This window comes from Rhizomonospora bruguierae (genome assembly GCF_018397995.1).
GTDB classification, from domain to species: Bacteria; Actinomycetota; Actinomycetes; order Mycobacteriales; family Micromonosporaceae; genus Rhizomonospora; species Rhizomonospora bruguierae.
The window spans coordinates 154811-173338 of record NZ_BBQH01000012.1; the positions used below are offsets into that span (position 1 = coordinate 154811).

Below are 18528 nucleotides of genomic sequence, written 5' to 3' on the forward strand. Positions count from 1 at the left end.
GTGCCGGCCGTTGTGTCGGACGGTGCGGGTAGCATCGGACGTCGGGAGGGCCGCTAACGTGAACAACCTTGTCGATACGACCGAGATGTATCTGCGCACCATCCTCGAGTTAGAGGAGGAGGGCGTGGTGCCGCTGCGTGCCCGGATCGCGGAGCGGCTGCACCAGAGCGGGCCAACGGTCAGCCAGACCGTCGCCCGGATGGAGCGGGACGGCCTACTGACCGTCGAGGGGGACCGGCAACTGGTGCTCACCGACCTCGGCCGGGCCCAGGCGATCTCCGTCATGCGCAAGCACCGCCTGGCCGAACTGTTGCTGGTGAACGTCATCGGCATGCCGTACGTGGATGCACACGAGGAGGCCTGCCGCTGGGAGCACGTGATGAGCGACGCGGTCGAGAAGCGGGTCTACGAGCTGCTCAACCGCCCCACCCGCTCGCCCTACGGCAACCCCATTCCCGGACTGGACGCGCTCGACAACGACCAGCCCGAGGCGCCCGCCCTGGACCAGGGCGTCAGCACGGCCGGCGAGCGGAACCTGGCGTTCCCGGGGCTGTCCGGCCCCGTGGTGGTCCGGCGCATCTGCGAGAGCGTGCAGACCGACGCGGACGTGCTGCGCCTGCTGCACACCGCGGGCGTCGACCCGGGCGTGACGGTCACCGTGGCGCAGGAGCGCGACGCCGTGACCATCGACCGCTCCGGCGAGCAGATCCGCCTGCCCCGCGAGGTCGCCTCCCGGGTCTTCGTCGCCGCCCGCTGACCGTCGGGCGAGGGGTCAGATGCTGGTCCGGTCGATCCTCTTGGCCAGGGCGACCAGCCCGGGCAGGATCGTCGCGGCGGCGTCCTTCTCCGCGTCCGGCGGATAGGTGAAGCACAGGGTGAGCAGACGGCCGTCGCCGGTCAGCCAGCCCACCTCGGCGGCCGGGCCGGCACCGCCCTTCGGGGGCAGGGTGCGCTGGTAGGCGGCGGCGCCCAGACCCTTCACCGTCGCGGCGCCCTTCGGCTTGACCTGGGCGGCGAACACGGTGCCGTCGGCGCTGGTCGGGGTGGCGGTGACGACCAGGTCCGGGCGGCTGGCACCGGTGCGCTGGGCCACGCAGGCGCTGGTCTTCTGCTGCTTGCTGGCCGCCGCCACCTCGAACTGAACGTCCAGCGCCGCCGCGATGTCGGCGAAGTCGAGCAGGTAGCAGGCGCCACCCGCGGCCGACGCCGGCGCGACCGTGCGGGTCGGCGTGGGCGACGGAGTGGCCGCCGCGGCGGCGTCACCGCGCGCGGTCACCGGCCCGCAGGCGGTGAGTAGCGTCAATGCGACGATGGCGCCGAGGAGCGGGAGAGGGGTGCGCACGGGGATCCTCCGGGTCGTTCGCCGCACCACCGTACGATGTGGAAGCCCGCCAGGGAAGCCCGCTACGCCGGGAGCAGCTTCACGATGTGCCGCGCGATCTCCAGCGAGCTGGTCGCGGCCGGCGACGGGGCGTTCAGCACGTGCACCTGCCGCCGCCGCTCGACGATCAGGAAGTCGTCCACCAGGTCGCCCCGCGGCGTGATCGCCTGCGCCCGCACGCCCGCGCCGGTCCGCACCAGGTCCGCCTCGGTGACCTCGGGGACCAGGCGGGCCAGGCTCGCCGCGAAACGGTTGCGGGACAGCGACCGGCGCACCTCGGTCAGCCCGTACCCGAAGTGCCGGCGGGCCAGCCGCCACAGGCCCGGGTACGTGCCGTAGTCCGCGATGTCCCGGGGGCTGATCCGGCCCCACGAGTACCCCTCGCGGGCCAGCGCCAGCACCGCGTTCGGCCCCGCGTGCACGCTGCCGTCGATCATCCTGGTCAGGTGCACGCCGAGGAACGGGAACTGCGGGTCCGGCACCGGGTAGATCAGCCCGGCGACCAGGTCACGCCGCTCCGGGCGTAGTTCGTAGTATTCGCCCCGGAAGGGGATGATCCGGGCGGGTGGGCGCGCGCCGGCCAGCCGGGCGATCCGGTCCGCGTGCAGGCCGGCGCAGTTGACGAGCGCGTCCGCCCGGACGGTGCCGTGCGTGGTCCCGACCAGCACCGAACCGCCCTCCTCCCGGATGCCCGTGACCCGCACGCCCCGGCGCACCTCGCCACCGGCCCCCTCGACCAGCGCCGCGAGCCGCTCGCTCACCTTCCCGTAGTCCACAATGCCGGTGGACTCGACGCGCAGCGCGCCGACCGCGGCCACGTGCGGCTCGTACTCCTTCGCCTCGCCGGGTGAGATCAGCCGCACCGGCAGCCCGTTCGCCTCGGCCCGCTCGTGGAGCGCCCGCAGCCTCGGCATCTCGGACCCGTCGGTGGCGACGATGAGCTTCCCGCACACCCGCACGGGAATGCCGTGCCGCTCGCAGAACTCCACCATCGACCGGCTGCCCACCCGGCTCAGCCGCGCCTTCAGGCTGCCCGGCGTGTAGTACACACCGGCGTGGATCACGCCCGAGTTGTGGCCGGTCTGGTGGGCCGCCACCCGGGGCTCCTTCTCCAGGACGGTCACACTTGCGCCCGGGCGGTCCACCGTGAGCCGGTACGCGGTCGCCAGGCCCACGATGCCGCCACCCACCACGACGTACCGGCTCGCCATGCGCTGAGCGTAACCCGCGTCTATGCCTCGTACGGGCAGTGCCGGCAGCCCCGGCCGCAGCATGTGCCCCGGCGGGCGAGAAACCCGGCCGTCAGGACGAACAACCCGGTCTCCGGGTCGAGGTAACCCGGCCGATCGGTCGCGAGCGCCTCCGCGTGGGCGGAAAGTATCCCCTCGCGGTGCGGGTGATCGGGCGCCAGGCGAGCCGGGTGCGGCTCGGTCAACGGCCGCTCCGCGAGCGGCTTGCGCACCTCGGCCACCCGGCGACCCTATCCGGCCGGGCCACCGGGGCATCAGCGGGACGAACGGTAGCCGCCGACTTAAACTGCGGTGTGGCCCACCGGATGATCGTCGACTTCGCGGGCACCGTCCGACGCGACGGGCGGCGCCGGACCGACGAGCTGGCAACCGCCGACGGCCTGTCCGGTTGGGTACGGGCCCAGGCCGGGCACCTCGACGACGTGCTGGACGTCACGAACTACACCCCCACCACGGAAGACCTGTGGCGGATCGTCGCGCTCAGAGGCGCGGTACGGACCCTGCTCACCCGCGCGGTCAGCAACCCGCCGGCCGCCACCGGCCGTGGAGAGCTCGACGTCCCCGCACAGCGCACTCCCCTCTCGGTGCCTCCCGACCCGGCCGACGCTGCTCCCCTGGGGGCCGATACGTCATCCGAACCCGTCACCGCTCGCGCCGGGCACATCACGTCCGCCGCTGGCCCAGGCACGATTGCCGCAGCCAGTCCTGCCGGGTTCGGCACCTCGCTTCGCGGCGCGGCCGTCGCCCTCGGAGGCGGCCCGGCTTCGTCCGACGCGATCGCGGACGCGGACGCGCTGGCGGAGGTGAACGCGTCGGCCGCGCTGCTCGAAGCTCCTCAGCTTGACTGGCCGGAGCCGGGCCCACGCCGCCGCCACCCGGCCGACCCGACCCACGCGCTGCTCAGCGCGCTCGCGGTCGCGGCGATCGACCTGCTCACCGGCCCCGACCGGGAACGCCTACGCGCCTGCAACGCGCCACGCTGCGTGCGGTTCTTCCTGAAGCAGAATCCGCGCCAGGAGTGGTGCCGCCCCGCCTGCGGCAACCGGGCGAGAGTCGCCCGCTTCCACGACCGCCGCCACCGCGCCGCCCGCTGATCTCGATTCGGCCTCTGACAAAGCGACGGTGACGGTGCGGAGATCACGCGCCGTGGCGGCAGGTGATCATCGCCTCGGCATTCGCGCCGATTCCCCCCTTGCCCAAGCCGATGTAGATGTCGGTCCGCGAGTAGCCGGTGGTCCTCGGGAACGGGAGGGAAAACTCGGCCGTCCGCCCCGAAAGCTGTATCTGACGGGCGAACACGATGTGACTCGCCCGGTCGCGGCCGCCGCCACCGTGGTCATCAAAGATCGAAAATTTCGTCGATGAGCAATTCGATCTGCACCCGGGCGCGGAGGATGGATACCCGATTTCCTGATTCCCGTCCTGGGGTAGGTCGAGAAGATTACCGATCACTCGGCGGGCAGGGCACCCCCGCGCGTGAGCATGCAGCAGATCTGGGTGATCCTCATCGCCTTGAGCCCGTCATCGGTCACGAACGCAGCAAAGGGATGTCCCCCGGGACCGAAACGGTCCGGGGGACATCCCTTGGGTCCGGCTCCCGATCTTCCTGGCCAGAAAGATCAGGTAACAGCCATCTCTCAGCTGCAGCCGCTGGTGGAGCCGCAGCCCTCGCAGACGTAGCAGCTACCGGCCGGGCGCATCTTCGTGCCGCAGGTGAAGCAGAGCGGGGCGTCCGCCGACGTGCCCAGCACCGCCTCCAACAGCTCGGTCGACGAGCCCGCCTTCGGGGCCGGCTTCTCCCCCACCGGGGCCGCGGGGGTGGGCCTCTCGACCTCCGCCGGCTTCTTCTCCTCGATCGGCGCCGAGGTGGCCATGCCGGCCATGTCGATGTCCTCGCCGGCCTCGGCGCGGACCTGGGCGGCCCGCTCCGCGGCGGTGAAGATGCCCAACTCGGCGCGGCGCTCGTACGGCAGGTAGTCCAGCGCCAGCCGGCGGAAGATGTAGTCCATCACGGACACGGCCATCCGCACGTCCGGGTCGTCGGTCATGCCGGCGGGCTCGAAGCGCATGTTCGTGAACTTGGACACGTACGTCTCCAGCGGGACGCCGTACTGCAGGCCGATGGAGATGGCCACGGCGAACGCGTCCATCACGCCGGCGAGCGTGGAGCCCTGCTTGGACATCTTCAGGAACACCTCGCCGAGGCCGTCGTCCGGGTAGGACGAGGCGGTGAGGTAGCCCTTCGCGCCGCCGACCGAGAACGACACCGTGGAGGACGGGCGCTTCTTCGGCAGCCGCTTGCGGACCGGGCGGTACTCGACGACCTTCTCAACCGCCTTCTCCGCGGCCGGCTCGGCGGCGCCCTTCGCCGGCTTGGCGTTGGACAGCGGCTGGCCGACCTTGCAGTTGTCCCGGTAGATCGCCAGCGCCTTCAGGCCCAGCTTCCAGCCCTCGAAGTAGATCTTCTCGACGTCCTCGACGGTGGCCGACTCCGGCATGTTGACGGTCTTGGAGATCGCACCGGAGATGAACGGCTGGACGGCCGCCATCATCCGCACGTGCCCCACCGGCGCGATGGAGCGCTCGCCCATGGCGCAGTCGAACACCGCGTAGTGCTCCGGCTTGAGGCCCGGGGCGTCCACCACGTGGCCGTGCTCCGAGATGTACTCGACGATCGCCTCGACCTGCTCCTCCGGGTACCCGAGGGAGCGCAGCGCGCGCGGGACCGTCTGGTTGACGATCTGCATGGAGCCGCCGCCGACCAGCTTCTTGAACTTGACCAGCGCCAGGTCCGGCTCGACGCCGGTGGTGTCGCAGTCCATCATCAGGCCGATGGTGCCGGTCGGGGCGAGCACGGACGCCTGGGCGTTGCGCCAGCCGTTCTGGGCGCCGATCGCGGTGCCGGTCTCCCACTGGCGGCCGGCCTCGCGCTGCAGTTCCGTGGCGACCACGCCGCCGGGGCGGATCTCGTCGTTGGCGGCGGCGTGCTTGCGCATGACCCGCTGGTGCGCCTCGGCATTGCGCGGGTACCCCTCGTACGCGCCGACCACGCCGGCCAGCTCGGCGGAGCGCCGGTACGCGGTGCCGGTCATCAGCGAGGTGATGGCGGCCGCGAGCGAGCGTCCGCCCTCCGAGTCGTACGGCAGGCCGGAGGCCATCAGCAGGGCGCCCAGGTTCGCGTACCCGATGCCGAGCTGGCGGTAGGCGCGGGTGGTCTCGCCGATCTTCTCGGTCGGGAAGTCGGCGAAGCAGATCGAGATGTCCATCGCGGTGATGACGAACTCGACCGACTTGACGAAGCGCTGCACCTCGAAGCCGCCGTCGGCGCGCAGGAACCGCATCAGGTTCAGCGACGCCAGGTTGCACGAGGAGTTGTCCAGGTGCAGGTACTCGGAGCAGGGGTTGGACGCGGTGATCCGGCCGGTCTCCGGGCAGGTGTGCCAGTCGTTGATGGTGTCGTCGTACTGCAGGCCAGGGTCGGCGCACTCCCACGCCGCCTGGGCGATGGTCCGGAACAGCTTCTTGGCGTCCACGGTCTCGATGACCGCGCCGTCGAGCCGGCCGCGCAGGTCGAACGGGCCGGCATCCTCCACCGAGCGCATGAACTCGTCCGAGACGCGGACCGAGTTGTTCGCGTTCTGGTACTGCACGCTGACGATGTCGCGGCCGCCGAGGTCCATGTCGAAGCCGGCGTCCCGCAGCGCGCGGATCTTGTCCTCCTCGCGCGCCTTCGTCACCACGAACTCCTCGATGTCCGGGTGGTCCACGTCGAGGATGACCATCTTCGCGGCCCGCCGGGTGGCCCCGCCGGACTTGATCGTGCCGGCGCTCGCGTCGGCGCCGCGCATGAAGCTGACCGGGCCGGAGGCGGTACCGCCGCTGGACAGCAGCTCCTTCGAGGAGCGGATCCGGGACAGGTTCACGCCGGAGCCGGAGCCGCCCTTGAAGATCAGGCCCTCCTCCTTGTACCAGTCCAGGATCGAGTCCATCGAGTCGTCGACGGCGAGGATGAAGCAGGCGCTGACCTGCTGCGGCGACGCGGTGCCGACGTTGAACCAGACCGGCGAGTTGAAGCTGAACACCTGGTGCAGCAGCATCCAGGTCAGCTCGTGGGCGAACACCTCGGCGTCGGCCGGGCTGGCGAAGTAGCCCCGCTCCGCGCCGGTTTCCCGGTACCGGGTGACCACCCGGTCGATCAACTGGCGCAGCGACCACTCCCGCTCCGGCGTGCCCACCGCGCCCCGGAAGTACTTGGTGGTCACGATGTTCGCGGCGTTCACGCTCCAGGAGTCCGGAAACTCCACGCCGCGCTGCTCGAAGTTGATCGAGCCGTCCCGCCAGTTCGTCATCACGACATCGCGGCGCTCCCACGTCACCTCGTCGTACGGGTGCACGCCCTCGGTCGTCCACACCCGCTCGACCCGCAGGCCGCTCGACGGCCGCGTGCGCGGCGCCGGCGCCTTGCCCGTCCCGTTCATTCCGGAGCGTCCCCCAGCCACGTCTTTCCCCCTCGCGTCCCTGTCACCACTTACTGCTAACGCCCGGCGGCGGGCTGCGGCGCCGCGGGCCGGGCGGCCCCATCGGCACCACCCTGTTCCCCGGGTACGACACTTTCCGGGGCCGCGGCGCACTCCTGCCCGCGCCCGGCGTCCCCGGCCCCGGTGCGGCCTTGCACGGCCCCCGCACGGGCGCGCGCTTCCGCGGGCCCGGATTCCCCGGCCTCGCGGGCGGCGGCAGCCGCCCGCAAGGTGGCGATCTCCCGCTCGAAATCGCCCAGCGAGTCGAACGAGCGATAGACGCTCGCGAAACGCAGGTACGCCACCTCATCCAGATCGCGCAATGGACCGAGGATCGCCAGCCCCACGTCGTGGCTCGGCACCTCGGCCGCGCCCCGGGCCCGGATCGTCTCCTCCACCCGCTGCGCCAGCAGCGCGATCGCGTCCTCGTCCACCGGCCGGCCCTGGCACGCCTTGCGCACCCCACCAATGATCTTGATTCGGCTGAACGGCTCGGTCACGCCGCTGCGCTTGACCACCGCCAGCACCGGCTCCTCGACGGTCGTGAACCGCTTCCCGCACTCCGGGCAGGCGCGGCGGCGGCGGATCAACTGCCCATCGTCCGCCTCCCGCGAATCCACCACTCGCGAATCGGCGTGCCGGCAGTACGGACACCGCATGGCACTCTCCCTCACCGCCACCAGGCGAAGCGCACGCACGACGAAGCAGCCCACTCCCGTGGGCGGCACACCGCGCATAACTTGTGAACAAGATACGGCTGTCGACCCCAACTTATGGAGGTCCTACACCGCTGTAACTACTAGATGTGGTGTCGACCGTATGCCTCCGGGCGCCGGTTCGCAAGTTCATCGGTGTACCACACGACACCCGGGCGTGGCGGATTGCCGAAGGCCGCGCACACCGTGATCCGCCTCTGCCCACGCCACCCCCGCGACCCGCCGACCCCGGGTGGTACGCCTTGACGCCCCGCATTCCGGCGCTCTCGGACCGGCTCGGCGTGGCGCTGCCCACGGCGGTGCCGCAGGTGGCCAGAGGGCGGTTCCCGGCGGCCCGGCGCCGATCAGCCTCGGCCGGCCCGCTACCGCTCCGGCGGAAGCGTCAGTTCCTGCCCCGGGTAGACCGTGTAGCCGGGCAAAGCGTTGAGGCGGCGGATCTCGTCGATGAGCTGGAACGGATCCCAGCCCCTGGAGTTGCTGCGGGTGGCGAGATCCCACAGGGTCTCGCCGGGTTGGACGACGACGGCACGCGGCCGGGCGGCCGGGTCCGCGGCGCGCGACTGGGGCGCGACCAGAACCGCCACCGCGCCGGCGAGCGCGAGCAGCAGGGCGAGCACGACGACGCGGCCGCGCCTGGTCAGACGCACCGGGGGGCGACGCCGTGGGCGGCCGGGGACACGCCGGTTGACCTGCGGAAACGGGATGACGACCGCGGTCTGGTGCATCCCTACCCACTCCTATCGAACACTAGTTCGACCGAACACACGTACGATTGCGTATCAGCCGACCGCGATGAAATCCAGCGCCGACCCAACGACACGCCGCAGCACGTCGTACAGATGTTTGAAACTGTCCCACCCGCGCTATACGGTCACTCGGCAAGAAGGCACCACGGCGGCGGGCCGCGAAGCCGTCGTCAACCGCGCGGGTGCCGGCGGGCGCGGCACCATCGCGGGGCCATCGCACCCGCACGAGCCGACGAGGGAGGACGGACGTGTCGACCGACGACCGGACGCGCCGGCAGGCGAAGTTCGAGCAGAACGGCGCCGGCGTCGCCGGGGGCGCAGAGGCGGGCACCGCTCGGGCGACCGAGCCGGCGGCGGGGCGACGGCGCGCCGGCCGCGCCCGGGCGGCGGAGTCGGGCCGGGAGGCGCCGCGGTTGCGGTCGGTGACGTCCGTGGTGAGTGCGTTCCCGGACCCGGTGGCGACGGACCTGACCACGCGCCAGCGGCGGATCCTCGAGTTCATCCGGGACTGGGTGGAGCGGTACGGGTACCCGCCGAGCGTGCGCGAGATCGGCGAGGCGGTCGGGCTGGTCTCCCCGTCGAGCGTGGCTTATCAGCTCAAGGAGTTGGAGCGCAAGGGCTACCTGCGGCGGGACCCGAACCGGCCGCGCGCGGTGGACGTGCGCCCGCCGAGCGACCTGGCGGAGGACGACGAGGCCGCCCGGGCGGCGCGGCCGACGCCGGCGTTCGTGCCGGTGCTGGGCCGCATCGCGGCGGGTGGTCCGATCCTGGCGGAGCAGGCCGTCGAGGACGTGTTCCCGCTCCCCCGCGAACTGGTCGGCGAGGGCACGCTGTTCCTGCTCCAGGTCAAGGGCGACTCGATGATCGACGCCGCGATCTGCGACGGAGACTGGGTGGTGGTCCGGCAGCAGCCGACGGCGAACAACGGCGAGATCGTCGCCGCGATGCTGGACGGCGAGGCGACCGTGAAGACGTACCGCCGGCGGGACGGCCACGTGCTGCTGATGCCGCGCAATCCGGCATTCGAGCCGATTCCGGGCGACCAGGCCACGATCATGGGCCGGGTCGTCGCCGTGCTACGTCGAGTTTGAGGCGCCGTGCTACGTCGCGTCTGAGGCGGCGCGGCACGAGCCTCGACACCGAAGAACCCGGAGCGCGCGGGAACCGTCAGTAGCGCGTGTACGGGTCCGGCTCGCGGTCGTACTGGTCGTCGCCGTAAGCGGGCGGGTAGTTCGGGTCGTGGCGGCCGCCGTAGACCCCGCCTCCACGGCCGCCACCTCGGCGGTCGGGGGGCGGCGGGGCCGGGGCGGGCGAGGAGGGCGCGGGGCGGTCCCAGCCGGCGCGGGCGTCCCAGCCGCCGCTGTCGTTTCCGTCCCAGCCGGCGCCGCCGTCCCAGCCCGGGTCGCGGCGAGCGCGGCGGCCTCGGTCGCGGCCGCCGCCGTCCCAGGCCGGGTCGTGGCCGCCGCTCCAGCCGGGGTCGCCGGCATCCCAACCCGTGTCGTGGCCGCGTGCGGGGGCGGCGCCACGGCCCCGGACCGGGGCGGCGCCGCGACCGTGAGCCGGTGCGGGGCCGCGTGGGTCGTCCCAGCCGTCGTCCGCGGGATCGCTGGCGTAGCCCTCGGCCCGGTAGGTACCTCCGGAGCGGGGACCGCAGTCGGGGCCGCCCGGCGGCGAGCCGTAGGTCGTGCCGGCGGCGGAGCCATACTCGGTGCCGGCGCGCGCGCTGTAAACGCCGCCACGCGCCGCCGGCGGCGCCTCCCGCACCGGGGAGGCGAACCCACTCGCGGCGACGCCGTCCGGGTCGACCGGGGCGCCCGCGTCGAGCGGATCCTCCTCGGGCGGGCGGCGGCGGAAGCGGAGGATCGCGACGACGCCGACAACGACGAGGATCAGGCCGACCACGCCCACCGAGCCGATCAGGTACATCAGATCGGTCAGCGACAGATCGGCGAACCAGGAGGGCTTGTCACTCTTGCCGCCGCCCGCGTTCTGCTCCACGGGGTCCTTCGCCGCCGCGGAGGCGGGCGCGTACGAGTAGACGACGTTCCCCGTGTCCGCCTCCAGGTCGCCCAGGTTGGAAACGGTGACGAAGGCGGCGCCGTCCGCGGTGTACGAGATGGCCTCGCCGAAGATGTCGCTGGTCAGCGGGGTGGCGCGGGGGGTGCTGTCGCCGGTGAGGGCCTTGACCACGTCGCCGCCCGGGACGTCCCACTCGAACGCGTCGGCGTAGGTGCGCAGGACCACCTTGCTGCCGTCCGGCGACACCGCGCCGCCGGTGATCACCAGCCGGCCGGGCGGCCCGAGCCGGTTCTCCGTCGTGCTCTTCGGCAGCGTGATCTCGCCGACCTTGGTCATCGGTGTGCCGTCGGTGGTGTTCTTCGGCAGCTTCGCCGCGGTCACGGCGGGCGCGTAGATGGCGGACTTGCCGGTGCTCTTGGTGATGATGTACGGGATGCCGTTCTTCGGCAGCAGCAGCGCCTTGGCGTCGTGGGCGCCGTCGGGGTAGGTCAGGCGGTGGATCGTGGCCTTCTCCGAGCCGTCGACCGGCATGCTCCACAGTGCGACCGTGGGGCGCTCGCCCTTGGGGTCGCCGATGTCGGCGATCCACAGGGTCTTGCCGTCCGGGGAGAGGGCGGCATCCTGCGGGTCCCGCGGGTCGGTGCGGAAGCTCTGCTCGTTGGCCAGCTTGCACTTCCCGTCGAGGAAGAACACCCGCTTGCGGTTGGCGACCGAGGTGGCGCCGTTGACCACCACGTAACCGTCGCCGGTGGCGGCGATGCCGGACAACTCGCGCAGCCGCGACTCGCTGATCGTGCACGCCTTCTTCCCGGCGGCCAGCGCCGGTGGCGCCCCGACCAATGCCGCGAACGCCGCCACCAGCGCCGCCATGAGCGCCGCGATCGGGAGCCGGACCGCAATTGGGACACGCCGCATCGCGCAAGTGTCGCACGGGCGGGCGCCCACCCGTGTTACCCGTCGGTCGCTCGGGGGATCCGGCACCCGGTCAATGCCCGTCGCCGGCGGTAAACGGGGCGAGCAGGGCGGCGAGCATCGGGTCCACCCGGGCGTGGATCAGGGTGCCCTCGCCGGCGTGCCGGGTGTCCAGCACCTCGCCCCACCGGTGCACCCGCGCCACCAGGTCACCCCGGTCGTACGGGAGGCAAACGCGCACCTCGACGGCGGGGCGGGGCAGCCGGGACTCGATCGCGGCGCGCAGCTCGTCGATGCCGGCGTTGCGCCGGGCGGAGACGAACACCGCGTCCGGCCAGGCGCGCTTGAGCCGCAGCAGGGTCTCCTCGTCGGCCGCGTCTGTCTTGTTGACGACAAGCAGTTCGGGGACCCCGTCGCCGCCCACCCCGGCGAGCACCTCGTGGACCGCGCGGACCTGCTCCTCCGGGTCCGGGTGGGCGCCGTCGACCACGTGCAGCACCAGGTCCGCCTCGGCGACCTCCTCGAGGGTGGACCGGAACGCCTCCACGATGTGGTGCGGGAGGTGCCGGACGAAACCGACCGTGTCGGAGAGCGTGTAGAGGCGGCCGTCGCTGGTGTGGGCCTGCCGGGTGGTCGGGTCCAGGGTGGCGAACAGCGCGTCCTCCACCAGCACGCCCGCGCCGGTCAGCCGGTTGAGCAGGCTCGACTTGCCGGCGTTGGTGTACCCGGCGATCGTGACGGCCGGCACCGCGTTGCGGCGGCGGCGCGACCGCTTCGTCTCGCGGACGGTCTTCAGCGACGAGATGTCCCGCTTGAGGCGGGCGATGCGGGTGCGGATCCGCCGGCGGTCGGTCTCCAGCTTCGTCTCACCGGGGCCGCGCAGCCCGACGCCGCCGCCGACCCCGCCGCCGCCGGCGCCACCGCCCGCGCCGCCGGCCTGCCGGGACAGCGCCTCGCCCCAGCCACGCAGCCGGGGCAGCAGGTACTGCAGCTGGGCCAGCTCGACCTGGGCCTTGCCCTCCCGGGTCTTGGCGTGCTGGGCGAAGATGTCCAGGATCAGCGCGGTCCGGTCGATCACCTTGACCTTGATCCGGGACTCCAGCGTGCGCAGCTGGCTCGGGGACAGCTCCCCGTCGCAGATCACCGTGTCGGCGCCCGTGGAGATCACCACGTCGCGCAGCTCGTCGACCTTGCCGCGGCCGATGTACGTGGACGGGTCGGGGCGACCGCGCCGCTGGATGAGCCCCTCGAGCACCTGCGAGCCGGCCGTCTCGGCCAGCGCCGCCAGCTCGGTGAGGGAGTTCTCCGCGTCGGTCACCGTGCCCTCGGTCCAGACGCCGACCAGGACGACCCGCTCCAGCCGCAGCCGGCGGTACTCGACCTCGGTGACGTCGGCGAGTTCGGTGGACAGCCCGGCGACCCGCCGCAGGGCGTGCCGCTCCTCGAGCTCCAGCTCGCCAGGGGTCGCGTCGAGATCGGAATCGATGTCCTCGGCCAGCTCCAGTACGAAGCTGTCCTGCTCGCGCAAAGTAATCTCCTGTCGCCGGGAACTCGGTCCTAACCGCCTTCAATCGTGGCACGCGACGCTGGCGGGTGCACCTGTGTTACGCCGCCCCGGCGACGAGGGGCAAAATGCCTCCCAGCACCCCACCTACGGAGGGACCACCGTGCCGACCACTCGCCTGCCCAGCGCCGGCTTCTCCATCACGATCCGGATCGCCGTGACCGCCGACGCGTCGGCCATCGGCCGGCTCACCACCTGCGTCGGTGACGCGGGCGCGATCGTCACCGCGCTGGACGTGGTGGACTCCGACCCGGTCAGCGTGGTGGTGGACCTGACCTGCGACACCGCCGACTCGTCGCACGCCGACCAGGTGGTCCAGTCGCTGAACGGGTTGGCCGGGGTCCAGGTCCGCAAGGTTTCCGACCGGACGTTCCTGCTGCACCTGGGCGGCAAGATCGAGGTGGCGCCCAAGGTGGCCCTGCGCACCCGGGACGAACTGTCCCGCGCGTACACGCCCGGCGTGGCGCGGGTGTGCCTGGCGATCGCGGAGAACCCGTCCGACGCGCGGCGGCTGACGATCAAGCGGAACACGGTCGCGGTGGTCACCGACGGCTCGGCCGTGCTGGGGCTGGGCAACATCGGGCCGGCCGCCGCCCTGCCGGTGATGGAGGGCAAGGCCGCCCTGTTCAAGCGGTTCGGCGGGGTGGACGCCTGGCCGGTGGTGCTGGACACCCAGGACACCGAGGAGATCATCCGGATCGTCAAGGCGATCGCGCCGGCGTACGGCGGGATCAACCTGGAGGACATCGCGGCGCCGCGCTGCTTCGAGATCGAGGAGCGGCTGCGGGACCAGCTGGACATTCCGGTCTTCCACGACGACCAGCACGGCACCGCGATCTGCGTGCTCGCGGCGCTGACCAACGCGCTGCGGGTGGTGGAGAAGAAGCTGTCCGACGTGCGGGTGGTGGTCTCCGGGGCGGGCGCCGCCGGCACGGCCATCATGAAGCTGCTGCTGCGCCAGGGCGTCGGCGACGTGATCGCCTACGACCGGCCGGGCGCGCTGCACCGCGGGCTGCCCGGCCTGAACCCGGCCTGGCAGTGGCTGGCCGAGAACACGAACAAGGACCGGTACGCCGGCGACCTGCCCGGCGCGCTGCGCGGCGCGGACGTGTTCATCGGGGTCAGCGCCCCCAACCTGCTGACCGGCGACGACATCGCCGGCATGGCCGACCAGGCGATCGTGTTCACCCTGGCCAACCCCGACCCCGAGGTGGACCCGCGGGCCGCCCGCCAGCACGCGGCGGTGGTCGCGACCGGCCGCTCCGACCAGCCCAACCAGATCAACAACGTGCTGGCCTTCCCCGGCGTGTTCCGGGGCATGCTCGACGCCCACGCCGAGCAGTTCACCGAGGACATGGCGCTGGCCGCCGCCCGGGCGATCGCGGACGTGGTCGGCTACGACAAGATCAACCCGACGGTCATCGTGCCGAGCGTGTTCGACGCCCGGGTCGCCCCCGCGGTGGCGGCGGCCGTGCGCGCCGCGGCCACCGGCGGCACCCTGCCGACCACGGTCTCCGCCGAGGAGCTGCCGGACGTGACCGACCTCACTCCCCCACAGCGCTAGCGCTACAGCTCCAGGACGCCCCGGGCGACCAGGACCGCGGGCCCGGCGAGGGTGACGGAGCCACCCCCCAGGGTCAGCGTCAGGCGGCCACCCGGCACGTCCACCGCCACCGTCCCGGCGGACCGGCCGGCGTCGGCGAGCACGGCCGCCGCCACCGCGCAGGCGCCCGTGCCGCAGGACAGCGTCTCGCCGCTGCCCCGCTCGAACACCCGCATGCGCACGTGCAGGTCCGCGCCCTCCACCGGGGCGGCCGAGGGCGCCACGAACTCCACGTTCACCCCGGCCGGGAACACCGCCGGGTCGTACCCCGGCGAGGTGTGCAGCGCCAGCCCGGCCAGGTCGACCGCCTCCGGCAGCACGCAGACCAGGTGCGGGTTGCCCATGTCGACCACGGTGCCGGGCAGGGAGAGCCCCTCCAGGGTCGCCGCGCTCCGCCCGTACAGCCGGGGTTGACCCATGTCGACGGCGATCGACTCCGCGCCGACCAGCGCGCGCACGACGCCGGCCCGGGTGGCGACCGGCAACCCGCCGCCCTCGTCGGTGGCCAGCCCCGCGCTGGTCAGGTACCGGGCGAACACCCGCACGCCGTTGCCGCACATCTCCGCGAAGGAGCCATCGGAGTTCCAGTAGTCCATGAACCACTCGGCCTCGCCGGCCATGTCGACCGCGTCCGGATGCTTCGCGGCCCGGACCACCCGCAGCACGCCGTCCGCGCCGATCCCCCGGCGCCGGTCGCAGACGGTCGCGACCAGGGCCGGCGTCAGCGGCAGCCGGCCGTCCGGGTCCGGCAGCAGGACGAAGTCGTTGCCGGTGCCGTGTCCCTTGACGAACTCCACGCCGCTCATCATTCCGCAGCCGCCAGCGCCCTAACCACCAGGTTCTCGTCCGCGCCGTCCAGCCAGACCACCCGCGGGTCGCGCCGGAACCAGGAGCGCTGGCGGCGCACGAACCGCCGCGTCGCCCGCACGGTCTCCGCGTGCGCCTCCGCCTCCGAGCACCCACCGGCCAGGAAGCGCAGAACCTGCTGGTACCCGAGGGCGCGGCTGGCCGTAAGCCCCTCCCGCAGCCCCCGCGCCTCCAGCGCGCGGACCTCGTCCACCAGGCCGGCGGCCCACATCTGGTCCACCCGGGCGGCGATCCGCCCGTCCAGGTCGGCGGGGTCCCGGTCCACGCCGATCTGCACCGCGTCGTAGAACGGGCGCGGCTCGGGCAGCCGCGCGGTGAACGGGCGACCGGTCAGCTCGATCACCTCCAGGGCGCGCACGATCCGGCGCCCGTTGCCCGGCAGGATCGTCGCCGCGGCGGCCGGGTCGGCGGCGGCCAGCCGGGCGTGCAGCGGCGCCGGTCCGGCATCCGCCAGTTCCGCTTCCAACCGGCGGCGCACCGCCGGGTCCGTGCCCGGGAACTCGAACTCCTCCAGCACCGCCCGCACGTACAGCCCCGAGCCCCCCACCAGCAGCGGCACCCGGCCGCGCGCGGCCACGGCGTCGATCGCCGCGCGCGCCAGCCGCTGGTACTGCGCCACGCTGGCCGGCTCGGTCACCGGCCAGATGTCCAGCACGTGGTGCGGCACGCCCGCCCGCTCGGGCGGGGTCAGCTTGGCCGTGCCGATGTCCATCCCCCGGTACAACTGCATGGAGTCGGCGTTGACGACCTCCCCGCCGAGGGCGTGGGCCAGCGCCAGGCTCAGCGCGGACTTTCCGGCGGCGGTCGGTCCGACCACCGCGATCACGCGGGTCACGCCCGCCGCCACGTCGCCACGAAGTAGGCCACGCCGTACGGGGCGGCGTAGTAGGTCAGCTCCCCGCGCACCGGCCCGGTGTCCGCGCCGGCCAGCACCTGCCAGGCCGGGCGCCCCGCGACCAGCAACTCCTCCGCCACGCCCGGCTCCAGGCCGAGTAGGGCCCGGCGGTCCGCGGTGGCCAGGGCTTCGGCAACCCCGTCGTCGTACCCGGGAGCCCGCGGGTCGTCATACCCGGGAGCCTTGACCCCGCGGCAGGCGGAGCCGTCCCCCATCACGAGCAGTGCCACCCGCCCCTCCGCCACGAGCCGGGCGCCGAGGTCGGCCGCCTCCCGCGGCGACGCGTCGACCGCGACGCACTGCCCGGCGTAGGGCTGGCCGCTCCCCGCCAGGAGCCACGCCCCGACGGAAAGGCTCAGCGGAAGCGTGCCCGGCGCGCCGGGCACCCCGTACCCGGCGAAGGAGTACGTCTCGCCGGGCCGCGTGGCGCGCGTGGTCGGGCCGGCCCCCACGATCACGAGACGGTCGGGACGCGTGTCGACCAGCGTGGCGACCGCCGCCGCGCACCTGGCGCGCAGATCGTCCAGTTCCGGGGCCGCGCCGGCGGCAATCTCGGGGACAATCAATGGCGGATGCGGGCAGACCGCGGCGGCGACCAGTGACACGCGGTCCACCGTAGCGGCAGGTCCCCGGCCCCCAACCGGGCGAGGAGTAGGACACCGTATGGTCACGGTCGCCCTTGGGCGCTCGACGCGGACCGGGTGGGACCTGTGACAATGCCGTGGAGAACATGGCTGCGCTGTGGCGACCGTCACCGGACCAGCACCGGTGTGGTCGGGAGAACGAGGATGGGCAGATGAACGACTGGGCGGCTTACGGGCGGGTCGACGAGGACGGCACGGTCTACGTGAAGACCGCCGAGGGTGAGCGGGCGGTGGGCTCCTGGCAGGCCGGCACACCCGAAGAGGGCCTGGCCCACTTCGCCCGGCGCTTCGCCGACCTGGTGACCGAGGTGGACCTCATCGAGGCCCGGCTGAACTCCGGCGCGGCCGACGCCGGGCACTCCCTGACCAGCATCCGCCGGCTGCGCGCCGGCCTCGGCGAGGCGCACGTCGTCGGCGACGTGGACGGCCTGGTGGCCCGGCTGGACAAGCTCTCGACCGTTGCCGAGGAGAAGGCCGGCGCCGCCCGCGCCGCCCGGGACGCCGCCCGCGCCGAGGCGGTGGCCCGCAAGACGGCGCTGGTCGAGGAGGCCGAGAAGCTGGCCGCCGAGTCCACCGGCTGGAAGAGCGCCGGGGACCGGTTCAAGGAGATCCTCGACGAGTGGAAGACCATCCGGGGGGTCGACAAGAAGACCGACGGCGAGCTGTGGAAGCGGTTCGCCGCCGCCCGGGACGGCTTCACCCGCCGCCGCGGCGCGCACTTCGCCAGCCTCGACGCCCAGCGCAAGCAGGCGCAGTCGGTCAAGGACCAGCTCGTCGCCGAGGCCGAGTCGATGGCCGACTCGACCGACTGGGCACACACGGCCAACCGGCTCAAGGAGCTGATGGCCGAGTGGAAGGCCGCCCCGCGCGCCTCCAAGGAGGCCGAGCAGCGGCTCTGGGAACGGTTCCGGGCCGCCCAGGACGCGTTCTTCACCCGGCGCAGCGAGGTGTTCTCCGCCCGCGACGCCGAGCAGCGCGGCAACCTGGAGCGCAAGCAGGCCCTGCTCGCCCAGGCCGAGGCGCTGGACGTGGACGCCGACCCGCGCGCCGCGCAGCAACAACTCCGCGAGATCCAGGGCCAGTGGCACGACGCCGGCCGGGTCCCCCGGGAGGCCGCCGGCGGTCTGGACCGGCGGCTGCGCGCCGTGGAGGAGAAGGTCCGCCAGGCCATGGATTCCGCGTGGCGGCGCACCGAGCCGTCCGCGAACCCGCTGCTGGTCCAGATGCGCGACCAGGTCGCCGAGGCCGAGCAGCGGCTGGCCCGCGCCCAGGCGGCCGGCGACGCCCGCCGCATCCGGGAGGCCGAGCAGGCCCTGGCCGCCAAGCGCCAGTTCCTCGCCCTCGCCGAGCAGTCGAGCTAGCTGGCCTTCCGCCGCCGACCCACCCGCAGCGTCGACGCCGATACTCGACATTG

The 18528-nt window shown here is 73.0% G+C and carries 16 protein-coding genes and 1 pseudogene; 5 read left to right on the forward strand and 12 right to left on the reverse strand.

The window, feature by feature from the left end; genetic code table 11:
• The first annotated feature begins 58 nt into the window (after positions 1-58).
• Entirely contained in the window at positions 59-757 is a 699-nt protein-coding gene (locus KJS59_RS04175; RefSeq protein ID WP_213450941.1) for a metal-dependent transcriptional regulator, read from the forward strand.
• Between the two features lie 15 nt (positions 758-772).
• Here the strand turns inward: KJS59_RS04175 and KJS59_RS04180 are convergent, their stop codons facing one another.
• The 3 genes from KJS59_RS04180 to KJS59_RS04190 all read right to left on the reverse strand — a co-directional run bounded on the left by KJS59_RS04180 (position 773) and on the right by KJS59_RS04190 (position 2843).
• On the reverse strand, positions 773-1342 hold the full coding sequence (locus KJS59_RS04180; RefSeq protein WP_213450942.1) for a hypothetical protein: 570 nt from the start codon (positions 1340-1342) through the stop codon (positions 773-775).
• Positions 1343-1404: 62 nt separating this feature from the next.
• The gene (lhgO, locus tag KJS59_RS04185; RefSeq protein ID WP_213450943.1) at positions 1405-2592 is read right to left on the reverse strand and encodes an L-2-hydroxyglutarate oxidase; all 1188 of its coding nucleotides are present in this window, start codon (positions 2590-2592) and stop codon (positions 1405-1407) included.
• A 20-nt stretch (positions 2593-2612) separates the two neighbouring features.
• Positions 2613-2843 (reverse strand): DUF5522 domain-containing protein, encoded by a 231-nt coding sequence (locus KJS59_RS04190; RefSeq protein ID WP_376771121.1) that lies wholly within the window; start codon positions 2841-2843, stop codon positions 2613-2615.
• 93 nt (positions 2844-2936) lie between these two features.
• Here KJS59_RS04190 and KJS59_RS04195 point away from each other — a divergent pair, with 93 nt between their 5' ends.
• Positions 2937-3725 (forward strand): ABATE domain-containing protein, encoded by a 789-nt coding sequence (locus KJS59_RS04195; RefSeq protein ID WP_213450945.1) that lies wholly within the window; start codon positions 2937-2939, stop codon positions 3723-3725.
• A 43-nt stretch (positions 3726-3768) separates the two neighbouring features.
• On the opposite strand, the gene KJS59_RS04200 is transcribed toward KJS59_RS04195, so the two are convergent.
• The 4 genes and pseudogenes from KJS59_RS04200 to KJS59_RS04215 form a co-directional block, all read right to left on the reverse strand.
• Positions 3769-3930: a hypothetical protein gene (locus tag KJS59_RS04200; protein WP_213450946.1), complete on the reverse strand. Its 162-nt coding sequence runs from the start codon at positions 3928-3930 to the stop codon at positions 3769-3771.
• Between the two features lie 338 nt (positions 3931-4268).
• Positions 4269-7109, reverse strand: coding sequence for a vitamin B12-dependent ribonucleotide reductase (locus KJS59_RS04205; RefSeq protein ID WP_213450947.1), 2841 nt, complete (start codon positions 7107-7109; stop codon positions 4269-4271).
• A 236-nt stretch (positions 7110-7345) separates the two neighbouring features.
• Positions 7346-7807 (reverse strand): annotated as a pseudogene (gene nrdR / locus KJS59_RS04210) (transcriptional regulator NrdR); the annotation flags it as partial.
• Between the two features lie 419 nt (positions 7808-8226).
• Complete coding sequence (locus KJS59_RS04215) at positions 8227-8511, reverse strand: LysM peptidoglycan-binding domain-containing protein (RefSeq protein ID WP_249713855.1); 285 nt, start codon at positions 8509-8511, stop codon at positions 8227-8229.
• Positions 8512-8858: 347 nt separating this feature from the next.
• Between KJS59_RS04215 and lexA the strand changes: the two genes are divergently transcribed.
• On the forward strand, positions 8859-9701 hold the full coding sequence (gene lexA, locus KJS59_RS04220; protein WP_213450948.1) for a transcriptional repressor LexA: 843 nt from the start codon (positions 8859-8861) through the stop codon (positions 9699-9701).
• A 76-nt stretch (positions 9702-9777) separates the two neighbouring features.
• Here lexA and KJS59_RS04225 read toward each other — a convergent pair whose 3' ends face one another.
• Positions 9778-11544: a hypothetical protein gene (locus tag KJS59_RS04225; RefSeq protein ID WP_213450949.1), complete on the reverse strand. Its 1767-nt coding sequence runs from the start codon at positions 11542-11544 to the stop codon at positions 9778-9780.
• Positions 11545-11614: 70 nt separating this feature from the next.
• A complete protein-coding gene (gene hflX, locus KJS59_RS04230; protein WP_213450950.1) occupies positions 11615-13069 on the reverse strand; it encodes a GTPase HflX in 1455 nt (484 codons plus the stop codon).
• A 139-nt stretch (positions 13070-13208) separates the two neighbouring features.
• Here hflX and KJS59_RS04235 point away from each other — a divergent pair, with 139 nt between their 5' ends.
• Complete coding sequence (locus KJS59_RS04235; RefSeq protein ID WP_213450951.1) at positions 13209-14669, forward strand: NAD-dependent malic enzyme; 1461 nt, start codon at positions 13209-13211, stop codon at positions 14667-14669.
• A 2-nt stretch (positions 14670-14671) separates the two neighbouring features.
• Here the strand turns inward: KJS59_RS04235 and dapF are convergent, their stop codons facing one another.
• Genes dapF through KJS59_RS04250 form a run of 3 tightly spaced genes read right to left on the reverse strand, consistent with a single transcriptional unit; the run spans position 14672 to position 17084 of the window.
• Positions 14672-15505, reverse strand: a complete 834-nt coding sequence (gene dapF / locus KJS59_RS04240) for a diaminopimelate epimerase (RefSeq protein ID WP_213450952.1) — start codon at positions 15503-15505, stop codon at positions 14672-14674.
• An 8-nt stretch (positions 15506-15513) separates the two neighbouring features.
• Positions 15514-16422: a tRNA (adenosine(37)-N6)-dimethylallyltransferase MiaA gene (miaA, locus tag KJS59_RS04245; RefSeq protein WP_249713856.1), complete on the reverse strand. Its 909-nt coding sequence runs from the start codon at positions 16420-16422 to the stop codon at positions 15514-15516.
• Positions 16407-17084, reverse strand: coding sequence for a class III extradiol dioxygenase subunit B-like domain-containing protein (locus KJS59_RS04250; RefSeq protein WP_213450953.1), 678 nt, complete (start codon positions 17082-17084; stop codon positions 16407-16409). Before KJS59_RS04250 ends, miaA begins: the two co-directional genes overlap by 16 nt.
• A 182-nt stretch (positions 17085-17266) precedes the next feature.
• On the opposite strand from KJS59_RS04250, the gene KJS59_RS04255 reads away from it, so the two are divergent.
• A complete protein-coding gene (locus KJS59_RS04255; RefSeq protein ID WP_213450954.1) occupies positions 17267-18475 on the forward strand; it encodes a DUF349 domain-containing protein in 1209 nt (402 codons plus the stop codon).
• The last annotated feature ends 53 nt before the right edge of the window (positions 18476-18528 follow it).